17 protein-coding genes are annotated in these 20,571 nt (G+C 73.0%); 15 read left to right on the top strand and 2 right to left on the bottom strand.

The annotated features are described in order from the left end of the window. Positions 1-3 precede the first annotated feature (3 nt). From amrb99_RS53245 to amrb99_RS21775, 7 genes are all read left to right on the top strand, one after another. Entirely contained in the window at positions 4-651 is a 648-nt protein-coding gene (locus amrb99_RS53245; protein WP_347256783.1) for a hypothetical protein, read from the top strand. Next, on the top strand, positions 648-2,132 hold the full coding sequence (locus amrb99_RS21750; protein WP_190858807.1) for an aldehyde dehydrogenase: 1,485 nt from the start codon (positions 648-650) through the stop codon (positions 2,130-2,132). The genes amrb99_RS53245 and amrb99_RS21750 overlap by 4 nt, the downstream gene beginning before the upstream one ends. Positions 2,133-2,155: 23 nt before the next feature. Next, positions 2,156-3,022, top strand: coding sequence for an NAD(P)-dependent oxidoreductase (locus amrb99_RS21755; RefSeq protein ID WP_190858810.1), 867 nt, complete (start codon positions 2,156-2,158; stop codon positions 3,020-3,022). Beyond that, positions 3,019-3,435: a carboxymuconolactone decarboxylase family protein gene (locus amrb99_RS21760; protein ID WP_190858812.1), complete on the top strand. Its 417-nt coding sequence runs from the start codon at positions 3,019-3,021 to the stop codon at positions 3,433-3,435. Before amrb99_RS21755 ends, amrb99_RS21760 begins: the two co-directional genes overlap by 4 nt. A gap of 8 nt (positions 3,436-3,443) precedes the next feature. After that, positions 3,444-4,529 (top strand): diacylglycerol kinase, encoded by a 1,086-nt coding sequence (locus amrb99_RS21765; protein WP_190858815.1) that lies wholly within the window; start codon positions 3,444-3,446, stop codon positions 4,527-4,529. 29 nt (positions 4,530-4,558) lie between these two features. Beyond that, the gene (locus amrb99_RS21770; protein ID WP_190858817.1) at positions 4,559-5,293 is read left to right on the top strand and encodes a glucose 1-dehydrogenase; all 735 of its coding nucleotides are present in this window, start codon (positions 4,559-4,561) and stop codon (positions 5,291-5,293) included. 71 nt (positions 5,294-5,364) lie between these two features. Beyond that, positions 5,365-6,852, top strand: coding sequence for an FAD-binding protein (locus amrb99_RS21775; RefSeq protein WP_190858819.1), 1,488 nt, complete (start codon positions 5,365-5,367; stop codon positions 6,850-6,852). 24 nt (positions 6,853-6,876) lie between these two features. On the opposite strand, the gene amrb99_RS21780 is transcribed toward amrb99_RS21775, so the two are convergent. Then, positions 6,877-7,836: an alpha/beta hydrolase fold domain-containing protein gene (locus amrb99_RS21780; RefSeq protein WP_190858821.1), complete on the bottom strand. Its 960-nt coding sequence runs from the start codon at positions 7,834-7,836 to the stop codon at positions 6,877-6,879. 122 nt (positions 7,837-7,958) lie between these two features. On the opposite strand from amrb99_RS21780, the gene amrb99_RS21785 reads away from it, so the two are divergent. Then, positions 7,959-9,002, top strand: a complete 1,044-nt coding sequence (locus amrb99_RS21785; RefSeq protein ID WP_190858823.1) for a helix-turn-helix domain-containing protein — start codon at positions 7,959-7,961, stop codon at positions 9,000-9,002. A 115-nt stretch (positions 9,003-9,117) separates the two neighbouring features. Here amrb99_RS21785 and amrb99_RS21790 read toward each other — a convergent pair whose 3' ends face one another. Continuing rightward, positions 9,118-10,458 (bottom strand): transposase, encoded by a 1,341-nt coding sequence (locus tag amrb99_RS21790; protein ID WP_241755767.1) that lies wholly within the window; start codon positions 10,456-10,458, stop codon positions 9,118-9,120. A gap of 134 nt (positions 10,459-10,592) precedes the next feature. Between amrb99_RS21790 and amrb99_RS21795 the strand changes: the two genes are divergently transcribed. From amrb99_RS21795 to metH, 7 genes are all read left to right on the top strand, one after another. Then, entirely contained in the window at positions 10,593-11,237 is a 645-nt protein-coding gene (locus tag amrb99_RS21795) for an ABC transporter permease (protein WP_347256784.1), read from the top strand. Then, positions 11,234-12,319, top strand: coding sequence for an ABC transporter ATP-binding protein (locus amrb99_RS21800; RefSeq protein ID WP_241755768.1), 1,086 nt, complete (start codon positions 11,234-11,236; stop codon positions 12,317-12,319). The genes amrb99_RS21795 and amrb99_RS21800 overlap by 4 nt, the downstream gene beginning before the upstream one ends. Then, positions 12,316-13,125: an ABC transporter permease gene (locus amrb99_RS21805; RefSeq protein ID WP_241755769.1), complete on the top strand. Its 810-nt coding sequence runs from the start codon at positions 12,316-12,318 to the stop codon at positions 13,123-13,125. Before amrb99_RS21800 ends, amrb99_RS21805 begins: the two co-directional genes overlap by 4 nt. A 21-nt stretch (positions 13,126-13,146) precedes the next feature. Then, positions 13,147-14,103 (top strand): glycine betaine ABC transporter substrate-binding protein, encoded by a 957-nt coding sequence (locus tag amrb99_RS21810; protein WP_190858825.1) that lies wholly within the window; start codon positions 13,147-13,149, stop codon positions 14,101-14,103. Between the two features lie 65 nt (positions 14,104-14,168). Further along, positions 14,169-15,125, top strand: coding sequence for an MBL fold metallo-hydrolase (locus amrb99_RS21815; protein WP_190858827.1), 957 nt, complete (start codon positions 14,169-14,171; stop codon positions 15,123-15,125). Beyond that, positions 15,109-16,728 (top strand): FAD-dependent monooxygenase, encoded by a 1,620-nt coding sequence (locus amrb99_RS21820; protein WP_190858830.1) that lies wholly within the window; start codon positions 15,109-15,111, stop codon positions 16,726-16,728. Before amrb99_RS21815 ends, amrb99_RS21820 begins: the two co-directional genes overlap by 17 nt. Positions 16,729-16,916: 188 nt before the next feature. Continuing rightward, entirely contained in the window at positions 16,917-20,525 is a 3,609-nt protein-coding gene (gene metH, locus amrb99_RS21825) for a methionine synthase (RefSeq protein ID WP_190858908.1), read from the top strand. Positions 20,526-20,571: the final 46 nt, after the last annotated feature.

A 20,571-nucleotide genomic window follows, 5' to 3' on the forward strand; every position in this document is an offset into this window, starting at 1 on the left:
GACGTGAGTGATGACGGCGGGCTGACCCGGGCCGAGATCGAGGAGTTCTGGGACTCCTGGCTGGCGATCAACCGCGAGGCCGAGCGGACCGGCGACTGGCGGGTGATGGCCGAGTGGTACGCCGAGGACGCGACGTACGGCTGGATGTACGGCCCCGACGAGCACTTCATGGCCGTCGGCCGCGACCAGATCCGGGACTGGGCGATCGGCATCGAGATGGACGGCCTCGACGGCTGGCACTACGACTACCAGGTCACCGTGATCGACGAGAAGAAGTCGATGATCGTCGGGTTCTGGAAGCAGAAGTCCGGGATCACGAACGACGCGACCGGCGCGGAGTACGAGATCCTCGGCATCGGCGGCTCGTGGTTCGGCGTCGAGCGGCAGGCCGCGGGCGCGGACGCCGGCCAGATCAAGATCGCCTGGCAGCGGGACTGGTTCGACATGCCGTCGACCGTCCACACCTTCATGGAGATCATCAACTCCGGCAAGGCGCCCGAGACGCTGCTGAAGCGGATGAAGGTCGCCGGGCACGGCGTCCCCGGCCACTACCACTACGACGAGATGCCCTCGACGCTGTGGCCGCCGCCCGTCGAGCGCGGCGACTTCGTCACCCAGGCACCCAAGGACGCACCGGAGGCGGCGAAGTGACCGACCGCGCCCCCGCCAACCCGCCCGCGCAGCAGTACGTCGACGGCAAGCTCGGCGCCGCGGCCGGCGGGGCGTCCTACCCGATCCTCAACCCGGCCACCGGGCAGAAGATCGGCCGGGCGCCCGACAGCACCGCCGCCGACGTCGACGCCGCGATCGGCGCCGCCCGCCGCGCGTTCGACGCGTCCGGCTGGGCGACCGACCGGGCGCTGCGGATCCGGGTGCTGCGCCAGTTCCACCAGGCGCTGCTCGACAACGCCGACGCGCTCCGCGCGCTCACCACCGCCGAGGCGGGGGCGCCGGCGTTCTTCGTCGCCGGCCCGCAGTTCGACACCCCGGTCGAGAGCCTGAAGTGGACGATCGACCTCGCCGAGGGCTATGCGTGGGAGACCGACCTCGGCGTCGGCGTCACGATGGGCATCCGGTCGCGCCGCACCGTGCACCGCGAGCCGGTCGGCGTGGTCGCCGCGGTCACGCCGTGGAACTTCCCCAACCAGATCAACCTCGCCAAGATCGGGCCGGCGCTCGCCGCCGGGAACACCGTGGTGCTGAAGCCGGCGCCCGACACGCCGTGGCTGGCGGCCGAGCTGGGCCGGCTGTTCGCCGAGTGCACCGACGTCCCGGCCGGCGTCTTCAACGTCGTCACGCCGCGCGACAACCGGGTGGCGGCGCTGCTGACCAGCGACCCGCGCGTGGACCTGGTCTCGTTCACCGGCTCGACGGCCACGGGACGGGCGATCGCGGCGGCCGCGGCGCCCACCCTCAAGCGGGTGTTCCTCGAACTCGGCGGCAAGTCCGCCGCGATCGTGCTGGACGACGCGAACCTCAAGGCCGTCGTCGGCGCCACCGCGTTCGCGGCGTCCGTGCACGCCGGCCAGGGATGCGCGATCACCACCCGGCTGGTGGTGCCGCGCGAACGCTACGACGAGGCGGTGGAGATCGCCGCGTCCACGATGGCCTCGCTCGGCGCGAAGGACCCCGCCGACCCCGGCACCATCTGCGGCCCGGTCATCTCCGCGGCGCAGCGCGACCGGGTGAAGTCCTACCTCGACCTCGCGCTCCAGGAGGGCGGGCGGTTCGCGACCGGCGGCGGGATCGCCGAGCAGGACGGCGAGCTGGCCGGCGGGTTCTGGATCCAGCCGACCGTCATCGCCGGCCTCGGCAACACCGCGCGGGTCGCCCAGGAGGAGATCTTCGGCCCGGTGCTGACCGTCATCGCGCACGACGGCGACGACGACGCCGTCCGGATCGCCAACGAGTCGCCGTACGGGCTGTCCGGCTCGGTCGACTCCGGTGACCTGGAGCGGGCCAAGGCCGTCGCGGCCCGGATCCGCACCGGCACGGTCGGCGTCAACGGCGGGCTGTGGTTCGGCGCGGACGCGCCGTTCGGCGGCTACAAGCAGTCCGGGATCGGCCGCGAGATGGGCGTGGCCGGGTTCGAGGAGTACCTCGAGACCAAGACCACGGCCGAGCCCGCCTAGGCGCGGACGAGGAGGGAAACGGGATGAGCGACATCGTCCGCGTCGGGTTCGTCGGGCTCGGCGACATCGGCAAGCCGATGGCGACCCGGCTGGCCGCGCGGCAGGCCGAGGACGGGCTCGCGCTCGGCGTGTTCGACCTGGCCGCGGCGCCCGTCGAGGAGCTGGTCGCGGCCGGGGCGAAGGCGGCCGCGGGCGTCGGCGCGCTCGCCGCCGGCAGCGACGTGCTGTGCGTGATGGTCAACAACGACGAGCAGGTCCGCTCGGTGCTGGACGAGGCGCTGGCCGCCGCCCCCGCCGGCCTCACCGTCGCGATCCACTCGACCGTCGCCCCCGGGACGCCCGCCGAGCTGGAGGAGCTCGCCGCGCGGCGGGGCGTCCGGCTGGTCGACGCGCCCGTGTCCGGCGGCGTGATGGGCGCGGGCACCGGCGAACTGGCCATCATGGTCGGCGGGTCGCAGGAGGCGTTCGCCGCGGTCCGCCCGGTCCTGGACGTCCTGGCGAAGAAGGTCGTGCACGCCGGGCCGATCGGCGCGGGCACCAAGTTCAAGCTCGCCCGCAACCTGATGCACTACGCCGCCTTCACCGCGGCGACCGAGGCGCAGCGGCTCGCCGAGGCGGCCGGGCTGGACATCGTCGCGCTCGGCGAGGTCGTCCGGCACACCGACGCGCTCACCGGCGGCCCCGGAGCGATCATGTACCGCGACACGACCGCCGAGATGGAGCCGGGGTCGTTCTGGTTCACCACCTTCGGCCACCTCCGGCAGCTCGCCGAGAAGGACCTCGACTTCGCGATCGCGCTGGCCGAGGAGCTCGGCGTCGACGTACCGCTGGCCAGGATCGCGCGCGAGCGACTCGCGCCCGGCCTGGGCTTTCCCGAGGAGCAGCGATGAGCGACGAGAAGACCGGGAAGTTCGACGACCTCCCCGAACCGCGGGCCCGCGGCCTGCGCAAGATGGAGCAGGTCTACGGCTTCGACATGACCGACGGCACCGGCGACTTCTTCCGCTACACCGCCGACCACCTGTTCGGCGACGTCTGGCAGCGCCCCGGCCTGTCCGACCGGGACCGGCGCCTGCTGCTCATCGGGCTGCTCGCCGGGCAGGGCGCCGCCGACGTGCTCGGCATCCAGGTGCCCGCCGCCCACGCCGCCGGGGAACTCGACGACGAGGCGCTCCGCGAGATCGTCGTGTTCCTCAGCCACTACGCGGGCTGGCCGAACGGCGCGCGGCTCAACTCCATCGTCGAGGAGACGATCGCCAAGGCGGCCCGGAAAGCCGCGCGGGCCGCCGGGAAACGGGACTGAGGAGCACCATGGCCATCCGCGTCCTGCACGTGGCGACCGGCAACGTCGGCCGCATCGCCCTGGCACAGCTCATCGAGGACCCCCGCTTCGAGCTGGCCGGCCTCGTCGTGTCCGACCCCGCCAAGGTCGGGCGCGACGCCGGCGACCTCGCCGGCCTCGGCACGGTCACCGGCGTGGCCGCCGTGGACGACCTCGACGCGGCCCTCGCGCTGCGGCCGGACTGCACCGTCTACTGCGCCCTCGGGGAGACCCGGCTGTTCGAGGCGCTCGCCGACATCGAGAAGATCCTCGCCTCGGGCAGCAACGTCGCCGCGTCCTCGCCGGTGCCGCTGATCTACCCGTGGGGGCTGCTGCCCGACCGCATGATCGACCCCATCGAGAAGGCGTGCGAGGCCGGCGGGACCAGCCTGTTCGCCAGCGGCGTGGACCCCGGCTGGATCAACGACCTGCTGCCCTTCGCGATCGCGAGCACCTGCCAGCGGGTGGAGCAGGTCCGCTGCTCGGAGATCGCCGACTACGCGACGTACGACGGCGGCCCGGTCATGTTCGACTTCATGGGCTTCGGCCGGCCGCTGGACGACCTGCCGAGGATGTTCAAGCCGGGGATCCTGGCGGCCTCCTGGGGCGTCAGCCTCCGGATGATGGCCCGCGGGTTCGGCTTCGAGCTCGACGACATCACCGAGGCGTACGAGCGGGAGCCGGCGCCGGAGGCGTTCGACGTCGCCGCCGGGCACATCCCGCGGGGCGGCGTCGCGGCGATGCGGTTCCAGATCACCGGCGTCGCGAGCGGCAAGGAGGTGCTGGTCATCGACCACACGACCCGGCTGCGCGACGACCTGCGCCCCGACTGGCCGAGGCCCGCGCAGGACGGCGGCTCCTACCGGCTCGAGATCACCGGCGAGCCGTCCTACCGCGTCGACGTGTGCCCGACCAGCGCCAAGGGCGACCACAACCACGCCGCGATCGCCGCGGGCGCCGGCCGCATCGTCAACGCGATCCCCGACGTCGTCGCGGCTCCGCCCGGCCTGCGGACCCCGCTCGACCTGCCGTTCAACACCGCCCGCGGCGTCTTCGCGACGGCGCTGGCCAGCTGAGACACCCGCGACAGAGAGGACACACGACGATGGGACGCGTGGACGGGAAGATCGCCCTGATCAGCGGCGGCGCGCGCGGGATCGGCGCGGCCGCCGCGCGGGCCCTCGTGGCCGAGGGCGCGAAGGTGGTGCTCGGCGACATCCTCGACGAGGAGGGCAAGGCCGTCGCGGACGAGCTGGGCGACGCCGCCCGCCACGTCCACCTCGACGTGACGAGCCCCGACGACTGGACCGCCGCCGTCCAGGCCGCCGTCGCCGAGTTCGGCGGGCTGAACGTGCTGTTCAACAACGCCGGGATCGCCAACGGCGCCACCATCCAGCGGTTCTCGCTGGAGAAGTGGCAGAAGATCATCGACATCAACCTCACCGGCCCCTTCCTCGGCATCCGCGCGGCCGCGGACGCGCTGATCGCGGCCGGCGGCGGATCGATCATCAACACCTCGTCCATCGAGGGGCTGCGCGGCACGGCCTGGGCGCACGGCTACGTCGCGTCGAAGTGGGGGCTGCGCGGCCTGACCAAGTCGGTCGCGATGGAGCTCGCGCCGCACGGCGTCCGGGTCAACTCGCTGCACCCGGGCCTGATCCGCACGCCGCTCACCGACGGCATCCCCGACGACATGATCCCGGTCCCGCTCGGGCGCCCCGGCCTGCCCGAGGACGTCGCGTCGTTCGTGGTCTTCCTGGCCAGCGACGAGTCCTCCTACGCCACGGGGACGGAGTTCGTCATCGACGGCGGCACCGTCAACCAGATCCCCCACAAGTGACGCCGGCGCCCGAGGCGCACGGCGACCCCAGAAGTGACCCCCGGAAGCACAGTGATTCGAGACGGGAACCGATGAACGCACAGACCTCTCCCGGAACGGCCGTCCCCGCGGTGGTGCCGGCCGCGGACGTGCCCGCCGACGCCGAGCGGTTCGACGTCGTGGTGGTGGGCTTCGGGATCGCCGGAGGCTGCGCCGCGCTGGAGGCCGCGCGCTCGGGGGCCCGGGTGCTGCTGCTGGAGCGCGCCGCCGTCCACGGCGGCACGTCGAGCATGTCGGGCGGCCACTTCTACCTCGGCGGCGGCACCGCCGTCCAGAAGGCCACCGGCCACGAGGACACGGCCGAGGCGATGGCGCGCTACCTGATGGCGAGCACGAAGGACCCGGACGAGGAGAAGATCCGGCTCTACTGCGACGGGTCGGTCGAGCACTTCGACTGGCTGGAGGCGCTGGGGTTCGCGTTCGAGCGCTCCTACTTCCCGGGGAAGGCGGTGATCCAGCCCGGCACGGAGGGGCTGATGTTCACCGGCAACGAGAAGGTGTGGCCGTTCCGCGACGGGGTCCCGCCGGCGCCGCGCGGCCACAAGGTGCCGGTGCCGGGCGACACCGAGGGCACCAAGATCGTGATGGACCTGCTGCGGGACCGCGTCGAGGAGGCCGGCGTCGAGGTCCGCTACGAGACCGGCGCCACCAACCTGGTGGTGGACGGTGACGGCGCGGTCGCCGGCGTCGCGTGGCGGAACTTCGACCGGACGGGCGTGGTCGCCGCCGCCGGGGTGGTGATCGCGGCCGGCGGGTTCGTGATGAACGCGGACATGGTCGCCGCCTACACGCCGGCCCTCGGCGAGAAGCTGTTCACGCTGGGCGGCACCTACGACGACGGGCTCGGCATCCGGCTCGGCCAGTCGGCCGGCGCGGCGCTGGAGCACATGGACGAGCCGTTCATCACCGCCCCGTTCTACCCGCCGTCGTCGCTGGTCAAGGGGCTGATCGTCAACAACCGCGGCAAGCGGTTCGTGGCCGAGGACAGCTACCACGCGCGCACCTCGTACTTCGTGCTCCGGCAGCCGGGCGCGGCGGCGTACCTCATCGCCGACAGCGACCACATGGAGGAGCAGCGGATGCCGCTCGTCCCGCTGAAGGACGGCTACGAGACGATCGAGGAGATGGAGGCCGGCCTGGAGCTGCCTCCCGGCTCGCTCGCGGCGACGATGGCGCGCTACAACGAGCACGCGGCGCGGGGCGAGGACCCCGACTTCCACAAGCACCCCGACTGGCTGGCGCCGCAGACGAAGGGCCCGTGGGGCGTCTACGACCTGACCCTCGGCACCGCCCTGTACGCCGGTTTCACCCTCGGCGGCATGGCGACCACGGCCGACGGCGAGGTCCGGCGGGCCGACGGGTCGGTCATCGGCGGGCTCTACGCGGCCGGCGCCTGCGCGTCCAACATCGCCCAGGACGGCGCCGGGTACTGCTCCGGCACCCAGCTCGGCGAAGGCTCGTTCTTCGGGCGCCGCGCCGGTCTCGCCGCCGCGGCGCGGGCGCGCGGGACGTCCCGGTAGGACGCCCCGCGCGGGTCGCCGTGCCTACACGGGCTGCTCGACGGTGCGCAGCGCGCGGCGGAGCACGCCGAGGCGGTCGGCGGCCATGCGCCGGGAGACGGCGGCGTCCGGGATCAGCCCGGAGCCGTGGAAGGTCCCCGGGTAGTGGTGCACCTCCGTCCCCACGCCCGCCTGGACGAGCCGCAGCGCGTACGCGAGGCCCTCGTCGCGGAGCGGGTCGAACTCGCAGGTGGTGACGTAGGCGGGCGGGAGGCCGGTGAGGTCCTCGGCGCGGGCGGGCGCCGCGTAGGGGGAGACCCCGGCGGTGCCGCGGACGCCCTCGCCGAGGTAGTAGTCCCAGCTCAGCTCGGCGTTCGGGCGGTTCCAGATCGGGGTGTCGTGGAACGCGCGCATCGACGGGGTGTCGAGCCGGTCGTCGAGCTCGGGGATGCCGAGGAGCTGGAAGCAGAGCGCGGGGCCGCCGCGGTCGCGGGCCAGCAGCGCGGTCGCGGCGGACAGGCCGCCGCCGGCGCTCTCGCCGCCCACCGCGAGCCGGCCGGGGTCGATGCCGAGGTCGGCGGCGTTGGCGGCGGTCCAGGTCAGCGCGGCGTAGCAGTCCTCCAGGCCGGCGGGGAACGGGTGCTCGGGCGCGAGCCGGTACTCCACCGACAGCACGACCGCGCCGACCTCCGCGGCGATGCACAGCGCGTCGTCGTGGGAGGCGTCGACGCTGCCGAGGACGAACCCGCCGCCGTGGATGTAGAGCAGGCCGGGCAGCCGCCCGCCGGCCCCCGCCGGGGTGAAGATCCGCACCGGCACCGCCGGCGCGCCGCCGGGCCCGGGGACGGCGACGTCGCGGACGTCGACCGGGACGGGCGGCTCGTACCGGGGGTGCGCGGCGAGGAGCCGGTCGTCGGCGTCCCGCATCGCTGCGGGGTCGGTCAGCGTGATCTCGGGGATCATGGAGATCCACGGGGCGAGCTCCGGGTCGAAGGCGTACGTCACGTTCCGGCTCCTCTCGGCGGCCGACCACCAGTTTCGTCGCGGTCGGCGGTCCCGCCCAGCCGCCGACCGGCGGGGATCGCGGACCGGAATCCGCCGATCGTCGGGTGGCGTACGATCCGTCCATGAAGGGGCTGCTCCTGCGGTTGTCGGGGCTGGACGCCGACGCGGAGAACGCCGTCCGGGTGATCGGCTTCTTCGACCGGCTGATCGCGGGACGCGCGAGCCCGCACGCCCTGGTGCGCGCCACCGCGACGCTCGCCGAGTGCCCCGCCGGGCTGGCCGACCCGGCGCGCGGGATCTCGCTGCGCTCGGAGCCGGGCGCCGCGCCGGGGGAGGCGGCGGGGGAGCGGGCCGTCCGGGAGTTCGCAGAGACCGGCATCGTGTGGCTGGAGCGGCCGGGCGCGCCGCTGCCGCTGGACGAGATCGTGCTGGAGCGGTTCGCCTTCGCCGCGACGGTGCTGCTGGAGCGCGAGCGCGACGAGCGGGACGACGCCGCCCTGGTGGACCTGGTCGTGGCGGCGGACGCCGCGGAGGCCGACCGGTGCCGCGCGCTGCGGGCGATGCGGTTCGAGCCGTCCGCGCCGCTGCACGTTCTGGCCGTCGCGGGCGGCGACGCGGCGGCGGTCCTCGGCGTCCTCGGCCGGGACGCGCGCGCCGCGGTGCTCGGGCACGTGCACGCCGTCCTGGCGCGGGACGTCCCGGCGGACCTGGAGGACCGGACGCCGGACGGGACGCGGATCGGGGTCGGGCCCGCGCTGCCGGGCGCCGAGGCGCCGGACGCGTGGCGGCTGGCCCGGTCGGCGCTGCGGTTCACGACCCTCGGCGACGGCCTGCCGACCGTGGTGCGCCACGACCGGCTCGGCGGGCTCGCCGCGATCGCCGCGCGGCTGCGGCCGGAGGACATCGCCCGGGTCGCGGACGTGGCGGCGCTCGACCGGCTCGCCGCCGAACCGCACGGCGGCGACGTCCTCGCGGTGCTGGTCGCGTTCTGCGCGACGGGCTCGACCCGCAAGGCCGCCGCCCGCGTGCACCGCCACCACAGCACGATCGCGGCGCGGCTGTCGCACGCGGAACGGCGGCTCGGATTCTCCTTCCAGGCGCCCGGCGGGCGGCTGCGGCTGGACCTGGCGCTGCTGCTGCGCCACCTGAGGGACGAACCCGGCTGAGTCCCGGTTAACAGATCTGTGTCCTGACTTTTCTTGCCATATTGATCACCCGTAGGCAGCCTCTTCTGATGTGACCCCATCCACGACGGAAGTCGCGGGCTTCCTGCGTCGGTGGCTAGGCCGCCGCGCAGCGGGCCGGCCCGGCCCGATGCAGGATGTTCAAGGCCCCGACGTGGTCGGCGTTGCCGGCGAACCCGCACACGGTGCACTCGAATCTTGCTTGGGTGAGGCGGTTCTGCCCAGCGACGTGCCCGCATCCCCCGGCGAAAGGCGGACAGGTCCGGGAGGTGTTGCGGGCGTCCACCAGGATCACCCGGCGGCCGGCGCTTTCAGCCTTGTCCGCCAGGATTCTCAGGAACTGCCCCCAACCCGCGTCAAGAATGCTCTTGTTCAGACCCGCTTTGGCAGCGGCGCCGTTCGGCAGGTACGCCCCTTCGTGTTCGGGTGCGGGCTTGGGCACAGGAGCCCTCGTCATGCCCGCGGTGTTGAGCTTCTCGCAGGCGATCATGTCGTGGTCGCGCGCCAGCTCCAGTGCGGTCTTGTGGTGATGGTCGAGTCGCTGACGCCGAATCTTGGCGTGCAGCCTGGCGACCTTGCGAGCCGCCGCCCGGTGCCTCTTGGTGCGCCGGCGGGTGCGTCGGGGGAATGTCGCCAGGTGGCGCTGCGCTTCGGCAAGTTCCTCGGCCATCGACGTGAAGAAGCGCGGGTTGTGGACGCGCTCGCCCTTGGAGGTGGTGAGCAGATACGTCACGCCCATGTCGATGCCGACGACCGAGCCAGTAGGTGCAAGGGGCTCGGTAGGCACGTCGTCACAGGACAGCACCACGAACCAGCGGCGCCCCTCACGCTTGACACTGATGGTTTTCACTCGTCCGACGACGGGTCGGTGCCGGTGCACCCGAATGTGCCCGACGCCTTGCAGCCGGACACGGGTCTGGGGGTCCTGGGGCGTGGAATCCCAGCGGCATCCGTCACCGTCTTTGGGGAACTCCACCGTGTCGAAATGCCCGACGCCCTTGAACCTCGGGTAGCCGGGCGTCTGGCCGGTCTTGACGCGGCGGAAGAACGCCTCGAACGCCCGGTTCAACCGCCGCAATGTGGCCTGCTGAGACGAGAACGACCACCGCCCTTGACGTTGGGGATCGAACGCCCGGATCTCCTTCAGTTGCGCCGACTGATCCCCGTACCGGACTCTCGTCTTGGAAACGTGCCGGTAGGCCTCCCGCCGCTCCTGCAATGCTCCGTTATAGAGCGAGCAATGATCGGCAAGCATCTCCCGCAACGCCTGTTCTTGGCGGGCGGTGGGCCGGAGAAGGAACTTGTACGCCCGTCTCAAGGCCAGCCACCCTCCCCCCACGGCAACAACAACACGGTAGACGCAATGCGTGTTCATCCGCATACGGATCGAATCTTTCGGGGTCGGGCGGATGGCCAGCCGCTTCTTGTAGACGCCCATGAGGCGGTTCCGTCCACGTGTGCAGGCGCCGGTCCCCATGAGAAGGTCACGATGGGATCCCTCCAGCCGACCGTTCCCGCTTCGGTTCCGCCGCCCCCACCGCCGGGCGAGCGGCTGAGCGACGGGGGGTGCGCGTGAGCTTCTCCGACTACCTCGCCGACCGGTGGCCGACGATCGCGCGGGAGATGGCCGAGCACGCCGAGGTGGTGCTGATCGCCGTCGGCATCGCCGCGGTGGTCGGGATCGGCCTCGGCATCGCGGTGGAGGGCCGGCCGCGGCTGAGCCGGCTCGCGCTCGGCGTCACCGGCACGATGCTGACCGTCCCGTCGCTGGCGCTGTTCGGGCTGCTGATCCCGCTGTTCGGGCTGGGCCTGGCACCGACGATCACGGCGCTCGTGCTGTACGCGGTGTTCCCGATCCTGCGCAACACGATCACCGGCCTGGAGTCGGTGCCGGGCGCGGTCGAGGAGGCCGCCCGCGGCATGGGGATGGGCCGCGCGAGCCGGCTGCTGCGGATCCGGCTGCCGCTGGCCTGGCCGGTCGTGCTCACCGGCGTCCGGGTCGCCACGATCATGACGGTCGCGATCGCCGCGATCGCCGCCGCCGTCGCCGGCCCCGGGCTCGGCGAGCTGATCTTCGGGGGGCTGTCGCGGATCGGCGGCGCGAACGCGCTGAACGACACGCTGGCCGGCACGCTCGGCGTCGCGCTGCTCGCGCTCGCCCTGGACCTGCTGTTCGCCGCGGTGGCGCGGCTGACCACACCGAGGGGCATGCGATGACGGAGATGATCCGGCTCGACGGCGTCACCAAGCGCTACCCGGGGCAGGACGCCCCGGCCGTCGACGGGCTCACGCTGAGCGTCCGGGAGGGCGAGATCGTCGTGCTGCTCGGGCCGTCCGGCTGCGGCAAGACGACGACGCTGCGGCTCGTCAACCGGCTGATCGAGCCCACCGAGGGGCGCATCTTCCTCGACGGCGAGGACGTCACCCGGGTGAACCCCGACGAGCTGCGCCGCCGCATCGGCTACGTCATCCAGCAGGTCGGGCTGTTCCCGCACATGACGATCGCGGGGAACATCGGCCTCATCCCGCGCACCCTCGGCTGGGACAGGAAGCGCGTCCGCGCCCGCGTCGACGAGCTGCTCGACATGGTCGGCCTGGACCCGGGGACGTTCCGGGGCCGCTACCCCAAGGAGCTGTCGGGCGGGCAGCAGCAGCGGGTCGGGGTGGCCCGCGCGCTCGCCGCCGACCCGCCCGCGATGCTGATGGACGAGCCGTTCGGCGCGCTCGACCCCATCACGCGGGAGCGGCTGCAGGACGCGTTCCTGGAGCTGCAGGCGCGGATCGGCAAGACGATCGTGCTGGTCACGCACGATCTGACGGAGGCGCTCAAGCTCGGCGACCGGATCGCGATGCTCGGCGAGCACGCCCGGCTCGTCCAGTACGACACGCCCGCGGCGATCCTCGCCGAGCCCGCGGACGCGTTCGTGGCGTCGTTCGTCGGGGCGGGCGCGGCGATGCGGCGACTAAGGCTGGTCGAGGTCGGGTCGATCGGGCTGGTGCCGGTCGAGGCGGTCGGCGCCGTGTCGACGAGCGTGCGCGCGGACCAGAGCCTGTACGAGGCGCTCGACGCGATGCTGCGGGCCGGCCACGAGGGCGCGGTCGTGCTGGACGAGGACGGGCGGCCCGCCGGCGCCGTCTCCTGGTCGACCATCGTGCGGGAGACGCCGAGCGGCGGCGGGTCACCGCCCGCCGGGCCGCCGTCCGAGGCGTCCGAGGCGTCCGGCGGGCCGCACGCCGGGCCGCCGTCCGGCGAGCGGCCGCTGACGGAGGCGCCGGGCCGGGAGAGCGGCCGCCGATGAGCGTCACCGCGATGCTCGACGGCCGTCCCGACGGCCCGCGCGGCGGCCGGCCCGCGCGGGACGAGACCGCCGGGGACAGGGGGCCGCGCTCCGCCACCGGGATGATCGCGACGCCCGTCGTCCTCGTCGTGGCGACCGCCGCCCTCTTCGCCTACCTGCACGGACGGCACCTCGACGCGATCGAGAAGCGCTCGATCAACCGGGACGTGATCACCCAGCGGTTCGTCGAGCACATCGAGCTGGTGGCGGCGTCGACGGCCCTCGTCCTCGCGATCGCGATCCCGCTCGGCGTGCTGCTGACCCGGCCGGGGCTGCGGCCCCTGGCGGCGCCGTTCCTCGCGCTGGCAAACGTCGGGCAGGCCGTCCCGTCCATCGGGGTGCTGGTGCTGCTCGCCGTCACGGTCGGCATCGGCTTCCAGAAGGCGGTGATCGCGCTCATCCTCGTGTCCGCGCTGCCCGTGCTCCGCAACACCATGGTGGGGCTGCAGGGCGTCGACCGCTCGCTGATCGACGCCGGGCGCGGCATCGGGCTGTCCCGGACGGCGGTGCTGCTGCGCGTGGAGCTGCCGCTCGCCGTGCCGGTGATCCTCGCCAGCGTCCGGGTCGCGGTGATCCTCAACGTCGGGAGCGCGACGCTCGCCGCGTTCACCAACGCGGGCGGCCTCGGCGACCTCATCAACACCGGCATCGCGCTGAACCGGACCCCGATCCTGCTCACCGGCAGCGTCCTGACCGCCGTGCTGGCGATGGCGGCGGACTGGCTCATCGGCATCGTCGAGCACTACCTGCGCCCGCGCGGCATCTGAATCCCCCTGAGGAGAGTCACCATGCGCCTGCTCCCCATCGTCGCCTCCGTCGCCGCCGTCGGCCTGACCGCCGGGTGCTTCAGCTCGTCCGGCACCGGTGCCAAGGCGGGCAGCCTGGCCAAGGGCAACTCGCTGAAGGGCGCCACCGTCACGGTCGGCGGCAAGGAGTTCACCGAGCAGCTCGTCCTCTGCCAGATCACGGCGCTGGCGCTGCGGTCGGCGGGCGCGACCGTCAAGGAGAAGTGCGGGCTGCAGGGCAGCAACACCACGCGCGCCGCGCTGACGTCCGGCAGCATCGACATGTACTGGGAGTACACCGGAACGGCCTGGATCAACTACCTGAAGAACACCAAGCCGCTCAACAACCCCACCGAGCAGTACCAGGCCGTCGCGCAGCAGGACCTCGGCAAGAACCACGTGAAATGGCTGGCCGCCGCGCCCGCCAACAACACCTACGCCATCGCCGTGAAGACGACGACGATGCAGCGGCTCGGCATCACGGACCTGTCCGGCTACGCCAAGCTGGCGCACACCGACCCGGCGAAGGCGTCCACCTGCGTGGCCAGCGAGTTCGCCGGGCGCAGCGACGGCTGGCCCGGGCTGCAGAAGGCGTACGGGTTCACGCTGCCGAAGTCGTCGGTCGCGACCCTCGCCGAAGGCGCCATCTACGACGCCATCGGCAAGGGGAAGCCGTGCGACTTCGGGGAGGTCGCGACGACCGACGGCCGCATCAAGGCGCTCGGCCTCACCTCGATCCCCGACGACAGGAAGTTCTTCCCCGTCTACAACCCCGCGCTGACCGTGCGCGACGCGGTCGACAAGGACCATCCGGCCATCGAGAAGATCATGAATCCGATCGCGGCGGCGCTCACCGACTCCGTCCTGCAGACCCTCAACGGCGAGGTCGACATCAGGGGCAAGGAGCCCACCGACGTCGCGCAGACCTGGCTCCAGTCGAAGGGGTTCATCGGCAAGTAGGGGCGCCGGAAGCGGGCAGGACACCAGGGTGGCCGAGTCCGCGTGACCGCGGGGAGGGACCAGGGATGAAACCGTTCGCGTCGTCGGCCGACCTGGCGGAGAAGGAGCGGAGCCTGGAGGTGCTGGCGGACGGCGTCTACGCGCTGACCGCCGAAGGCGATCCGAACGTCGGCGCGGTCGAGGCCGAGGACTTCGTCGTGTGTTTCGAGGCGCTCGCCACGCCGGTGGCGGCGCGCGAGTGGCTGTCGATGCTGCGCGAGCACACCGACAAGCCCGTCCGGTACCTGGTGCTGTCGCACTACCACGCGGTGCGGGTGCTGGGCGCGAGCGCGTTCGGCGCCGACGTCATCGTGGCGCACGAGAAGACCCGCGAGCTGGTCGCCGAGCGCGGGCGGCAGGACTGGGAGTCGGAGCTCGGGCGGATGCCGCGGCTGTTCAAGGAGCCGGCGTCGATTCCCGGCCTGACGTGGCCGACGGCGACGTTCAGCGACCGGTTCACCATCCAGCTCGGCGGCGACCGCGGCGAGCTGGTGCTGCGGTACTGCGGGCGCGGGCACACCGAGGGCGACATCGTGGCGTGGCTGCCGAAGCACAAGGTGCTGTTCGCCGGTGACCTCGTGGAGGCGCAGGCGGCGCTCTACACCGGGGACGCCTTCCACCGGGACTGGGCGTCGGGGACGCTGGACCGGGTCGCGGCCCTGGGCGCCGAGGCGCTGGTGGGCGGCCGCGGCGCGGTGGCGGCCGGCCGGGAGGCGGTGGACGCGGCGATCGGGCAGACGCGGCACTTCCTTCAGGTGATGATCCGCGAGGTGACGGCCGTGCAGGGGCGCGGCGGGACGCCGAAGGAGGCGTTCGAGGCGGTCCACGCCGAGCTGGAGCCGGAGTACGGGCGGTGGCCGATCTTCGAGCACTGCCTGCCGTTCGACGTGTCCCGGCTGTGGGACGAGCTGTCCGGCGTCGAGCGCCCCGCCATCTGGACCGCCGAGCGCGACCGGGCCGTCTGGGATGAGCTCCAGGGCTGACCCGGCACCGGCCGGGCCGGACGCACCGGCCGACGCACCGGACGCGCCGGTCGTCGTGGCCGGGGCCGGGCCGGTGGGCCTGGTCGCCGCGCTGCTGCTGGCGAGGGCCGGCGTGCCCGCGACCGTCCTGGAGGCCGCGGACCGGTGCGAGCCGGCAGGGTCCAAGGCGATCTGCTTCCAGCGCGACGTCCTCGACGTCCTGGACCGCGTCGGCTGCGCCGAGCGGATGATCGCGCGCGGCGTCACCTGGACGACCGGCCGCACCTACTACCGCGGCACCGAGCTGTTCGCGGTCACTTTCCCCGGCACCGGGCGCGGCGACGTCCCGCCCTGGATCAACATCTCGCAGGCCGAGGTCGAACGGTACCTGCGCGACCTGGCGGACGCCGAGCCGCTGGTGGACGTCCGGTACGGGCACCGCGTCACCGGCCTCCACCAGGACGAGGACGGAGTGCGGGTCCGCGCGGAGACCCCGGACGGCGAGACCTCCGTCGCCGGAACCCATCTGATCGGGGCGGACGGGCCGCACAGCGCGGTCCGCCGGCTCCTCGGCGTCGGGTTCCCCGGCCGCTCGTTCGACGACCGGTTCCTCATCTGCGACGTCCGCGCCGACCTGCCCTTCCCGAACGAGCGCCGGTTCCACTTCGACCCCGCGTGGAACCCCGGCCGGCAGGTGCTCGTGCACCAGTGCCCCGACCGGACGTGGCGGATCGACTGGCAGATGCCCGCCGGCTACGACTTCGAGGCCGAGCGCGCCTCCGGGGCGCTGGGCGCCCGCATCCGGGAGATCACCGGCGACGCCCCCTACGAGATCGTGTGGGCGTCGGTGTACCGCTTCCACCAGCGGTGCGCCGAGACGTTCCGCCGCGGCCGGGCGTTCCTGGCGGGGGACGCGGCGCACCTGTACGCGCCGTTCGGGGCGCGCGGGCTGAACTCCGGCGTCCAGGACGCCGAGAACCTCGCCTGGAAGATCGCGTTCGCCCGCCGCGGCCACGGCTCCGAGCTCCTCCTCGCGAGCTACGACACCGAGCGCCGGGCGGCCGCGCAGGAGAACCTCGCGGTCACCACCCGCACGATGGAGTTCCTCGTCCCCCACACCGACGAGGAGAGGGAACGGCGGCGGACCGCTCTGGACGCCGCGCTCACCGACCCCGGCGCGCGCGCCCGCATCGACTCGGGCAAGCTCGCCGAACCGTACTGGTACCTGGACTCGCCGCTGACCACCCCGTCCGGGCCCGCCGACGGGTTCCCGCGCGCCGCCGGGGCCGCCCGCCCGCCGGTCCCCGGCGTCCTCTGCCCCGACGGCCCCTGCATCGCCGGCGGGCGCGCGACCCGGCTGCGGCGGCTGTTCGGCACGGGGTTCGTCGCCCTGGCCGCCGCCGGGGAGCGGTGCGACCGGATCCGCGCGTCGGCGGCCGGCGTCCCCCTCGCGGTCCACGCCCTGGACGCGATCGACGCCTCCGGCGCCGTCCGGGCCGCGCTGCGGGCGGGCCCCGACACCGTCCACCTCGTCCGTCCCGACGGCCACCTCGCCGCCGTCCTCCCGGCCTTCGACCCCGGCGCGTTCACCGCGGCGCTGCTCCGCGCCTGCGGCCGCCCCTGACCGCACCCGCTCCCGCCTGGGGTCGTACGGGAAAGGGGGGCGGGAGTTTCACAGGCGCCGGGTCCATTCGGTAACCTCGGACACGGGCCGAGAGGCGCTGCAACGGACGCGCGGGCGTCCGCCACGCTCGGCCCGAGACCGGAACACGCAAGGGCGCCTCCCAACGACACGGGAGGTGGCTGGTGGGCATGACCGAAGAGCTGCGCGGGCTTCTGGACGAGCGGATCGTGGTGCTCGACGGGGCGTGGGGCACGATGCTCCAGGGCGCCGGGCTCACCCCCGAGGACTACCGGGGCGAGCTCATCGGCGGCGACCACGAGAAGGACGTCACCGGCGACCCCGACCTGCTGAACCTCACCCGCCCCGACGTGATCCTGGACGTCCACCGGCAGTACCTCGAGGCCGGCGCCGACGTCACGACCACGAACACCTTCACCGCGACCAGCATCGGGCAGGCGGACTACGGGCTGGAGGGCCTGGTCCGCGAGATGAACGTGCAGGGCGCCCGGCTCGCCCGGCAGGCGGCCGACGAGTACGGGAACCGGTTCGTCGCCGGGTCCGTCGGCCCGCTCAACGTCACCCTGTCGCTGTCGCCCCGCGTCGAGGACCCGGCCTACCGCGCCGTCACCTTCGACCAGGTCAAGGCCTCCTACGCGGAGCAGATCGCGGGCCTCGCCGAGGGCGGCGTCGACCTGCTGCTGATCGAGACGATCTTCGACACGCTGAACGCGAAGGCCGCCATCGCCGCGGCCCGCGAGGTCGCCCCCGAGCTGCCGCTGTGGATCTCGGTGACGATCGTCGACCTGTCCGGCCGGACGCTGTCCGGGCAGACCGTCGAGGCGTTCTGGCGCTCGATCGAGCACGCCGAGCCGCTGGTCGTCGGCGTGAACTGCTCGCTGGGCGCCGAGGAGATGCGCCCGCACGTCGAGGAGCTCGCGCGCCTCGCCGACACCTACACCGCCTGCCACCCGAACGCGGGCCTGCCGAACGCCTTCGGCGGCTACGACCAGACGCCGGACGAGATGGGCGTCAAGCTCGGCGACTTCGCCGCGGCCGGCATGGTCAACGCCGTCGGCGGCTGCTGCGGCACGGGCCCCGCGCACATCGCCCGCATCGCCGGCGCGGTGCGCGGCAGCGCCCCGCGCGAGGTCGCCGCGCCCGGCGCCGCGACCCGCTTCAGCGGCCTGGAGCCGTTCGAGATCGGCCGGGACACCGGCTTCGTCATGATCGGCGAGCGCACCAACGTCACCGGCTCCAAGCGGTTCCGCAAGCTCATCGAGGCGGGCGACCACCAGGGCGCCGTGGACGTGGCGCTGGAGCAGGTGCGCGGCGGCGCCAACCTCCTCGACGTCAACATGGACGCCGACCTGCTCGACAGCGAGCGGGAGATGACCACGTTCCTCAACCTGATCGCGACCGAGCCCGAGGTGGCCCGCATCCCGATCATGGTGGACAGCTCGCGGTGGAGCGTGCTGGAGGCCGGGCTGAAGACCGTCCAGGGCAAGGGCGTCGTCAACTCGATCAGCCTCAAGGAGGGCGAGGAGCCCTTCCTGGAGCAGGCCCGCCGCATCCGCGACTTCGGCGCCGGCGTCGTCGTCATGGCGTTCGACGAGCAGGGCCAGGCCGACACCGCCGACCGCAAGGTGGAGATCTGCGGCCGCGCCTACGACCTGCTCACGCAGCGGGCCGGGTTCGCGCCCGAGGACATCATCTTCGACCCGAACGTGCTGGCCGTCGCGACCGGCATCGCCGAGCACAACGGCTACGCCAAGGCGTTCATCGACGCGCTGCCGCGGATCAAGGAGCGCTGCCCCGGCGCCCGCACCAGCGGCGGCATCTCGAACCTGTCGTTCTCGTTCCGTGGCAACGAGGTCGTCCGCGAGGCGATGCACTCGGCGTTCCTGTTCCACGCGGTGAAGGCCGGGCTGGACATGGGCATCGTCAACGCCGGGCAGCTCGCCGTCTACGAGGACATCCCCGCCGACCTGCTCGAACTCGTCGAGGACGTGCTGTTCGACCGGCGCCCGGACGCCACCGACCGGCTCGTGTCGTTCGCCGAGAACGTCAAGGGCAAGGGGACGCGCCGCGAGGTCGACCTGTCCTGGCGGGACGCGCCGGTGGAGCAGCGGCTGTCGCACGCCCTCGTGCACGGGATCGTCGACTTCATCGAGGAGGACACCGAGGAGGCCCGGCAGAAGCTGCCGCGCCCGCTCGACGTCATCGAGGGCCCGCTGATGGACGGCATGAAGGTCGTCGGCGACCTGTTCGGGTCCGGCAAGATGTTCCTGCCGCAGGTGGTCAAGAGCGCCCGCGCGATGAAGCGCTCGGTGGCCTACCTGGAACCGTTCATGGAGGCCGAGAAGGAGAAGGCGCTGGCCGAGGGCCGCGTCCAGGACGACCGCGGCCAGGGCAAGATCGTCCTCGCGACGGTCAAGGGCGACGTGCACGACATCGGCAAGAACATCGTCGGCGTCGTCCTCGGCTGCAACAACTACGACGTGGTCGACCTCGGCGTGATGGTGCCCGCCGCGAAGATCCTCGACACCGCGATCGCGGAGGGCGCCGACGCGGTCGGGCTGTCCGGGTTGATCACCCCGTCGCTGGACGAGATGGTGTCGGTCGCCACCGAGATGCAGCGCCGGGGGATGAACCTGCCGCTGCTGATCGGCGGCGCCACCACCTCCCGCCAGCACACTGCGGTGCGGATCGCGCCCGCCTACGACCAGACGACCGTGCACGTGCTGGACGCCTCCCGCGTCGTCGGGGTCGTCTCGGACCTGCTCGACCCCGAGCGCGCCGACGCGCTGGCGATCTCCAACGCCGAGGAGCAGCAGCGGCTCCGCGAGCAGCACGAGAAGAAGCAGCGCGCGCCGATGCTGACGATCGAGCAGGCCCGCGCGAACCGCGAGACCGTGCCCTTCGACGACCTGCCCGTGCCCGCCTTCACCGGGGTGCGCGTCCTCGAGCCCGGTCTCGAGGAGCTGCGCGCGATGATCGACTGGCAGTTCTTCTTCCTCGCCTGGGAGCTGAAGGGCAAGTACCCGGCGATCCTCGACCAGCCGGTCGCGCGCGAGCTGTTCGACGACGGCAACAGCCTGCTCGACAAGATCATCGCGGACGGGCTGCTGCGCGCCCGCGGCGCCTACGCGTTCTGGCCCGCGCACTCCGACGGCGACGACATCGTCCTCGACACCGAGGACGGGACGCGGTTCCCGATGCTGCGGCAGCAGACCGCCAAGCCGGCGGGCCGCCCCAACCGGTGCCTGGCCGACTACATCGCCCCGGCGGGAGACCACCTCGGCGGGTTCGCGGTCACGGTGCTCGGCGCGGAGCAGCTCGCCGCGCAGTTCGAGGCCGACAACGACGACTACCGGTCGATCATGGTGAAGGCGCTCGCGGACCGGCTCGCCGAGGCGTTCGCCGAGTACGCCCACCTCCAGGCGCGGCGCGACTGGTTCGAGCCGGACGCCGACCCGAAGCTGGAGGACCTGCACGCCGAGCGGTTCCGCGGCATCCGCCCCGCGCTCGGCTACCCGGCGAGCCCCGACCACAGCGAGAAGAAGGACCTGTTCGAGCTGCTCGGCGCGGACCGCCTCGGCATCGGGCTGACCGAGTCGTACGCGATGACGCCGGCCGCCAGCGTCAGCGGGCTGATCTTCGCGCACCCGTCCGCGCGGTACTTCACCGTCGGGCGGATCGGCCGCGACCAGACCGAGGACTACGCGGCGCGGCGCGGGCTCGCCCTTCCCGAAATCGAGCGGTGGCTGCGCCCGAATCTCGCCTACGAAACGGAATGAGCTGCGGCGACGGCCGCCATGCTGTCCTGATCCGGCCAATGTCCCG

It is taken from the genome of Actinomadura sp. RB99, assembly GCF_014706005.1.
Lineage (GTDB): Bacteria > Actinomycetota > Actinomycetes > Streptosporangiales > Streptosporangiaceae > Spirillospora.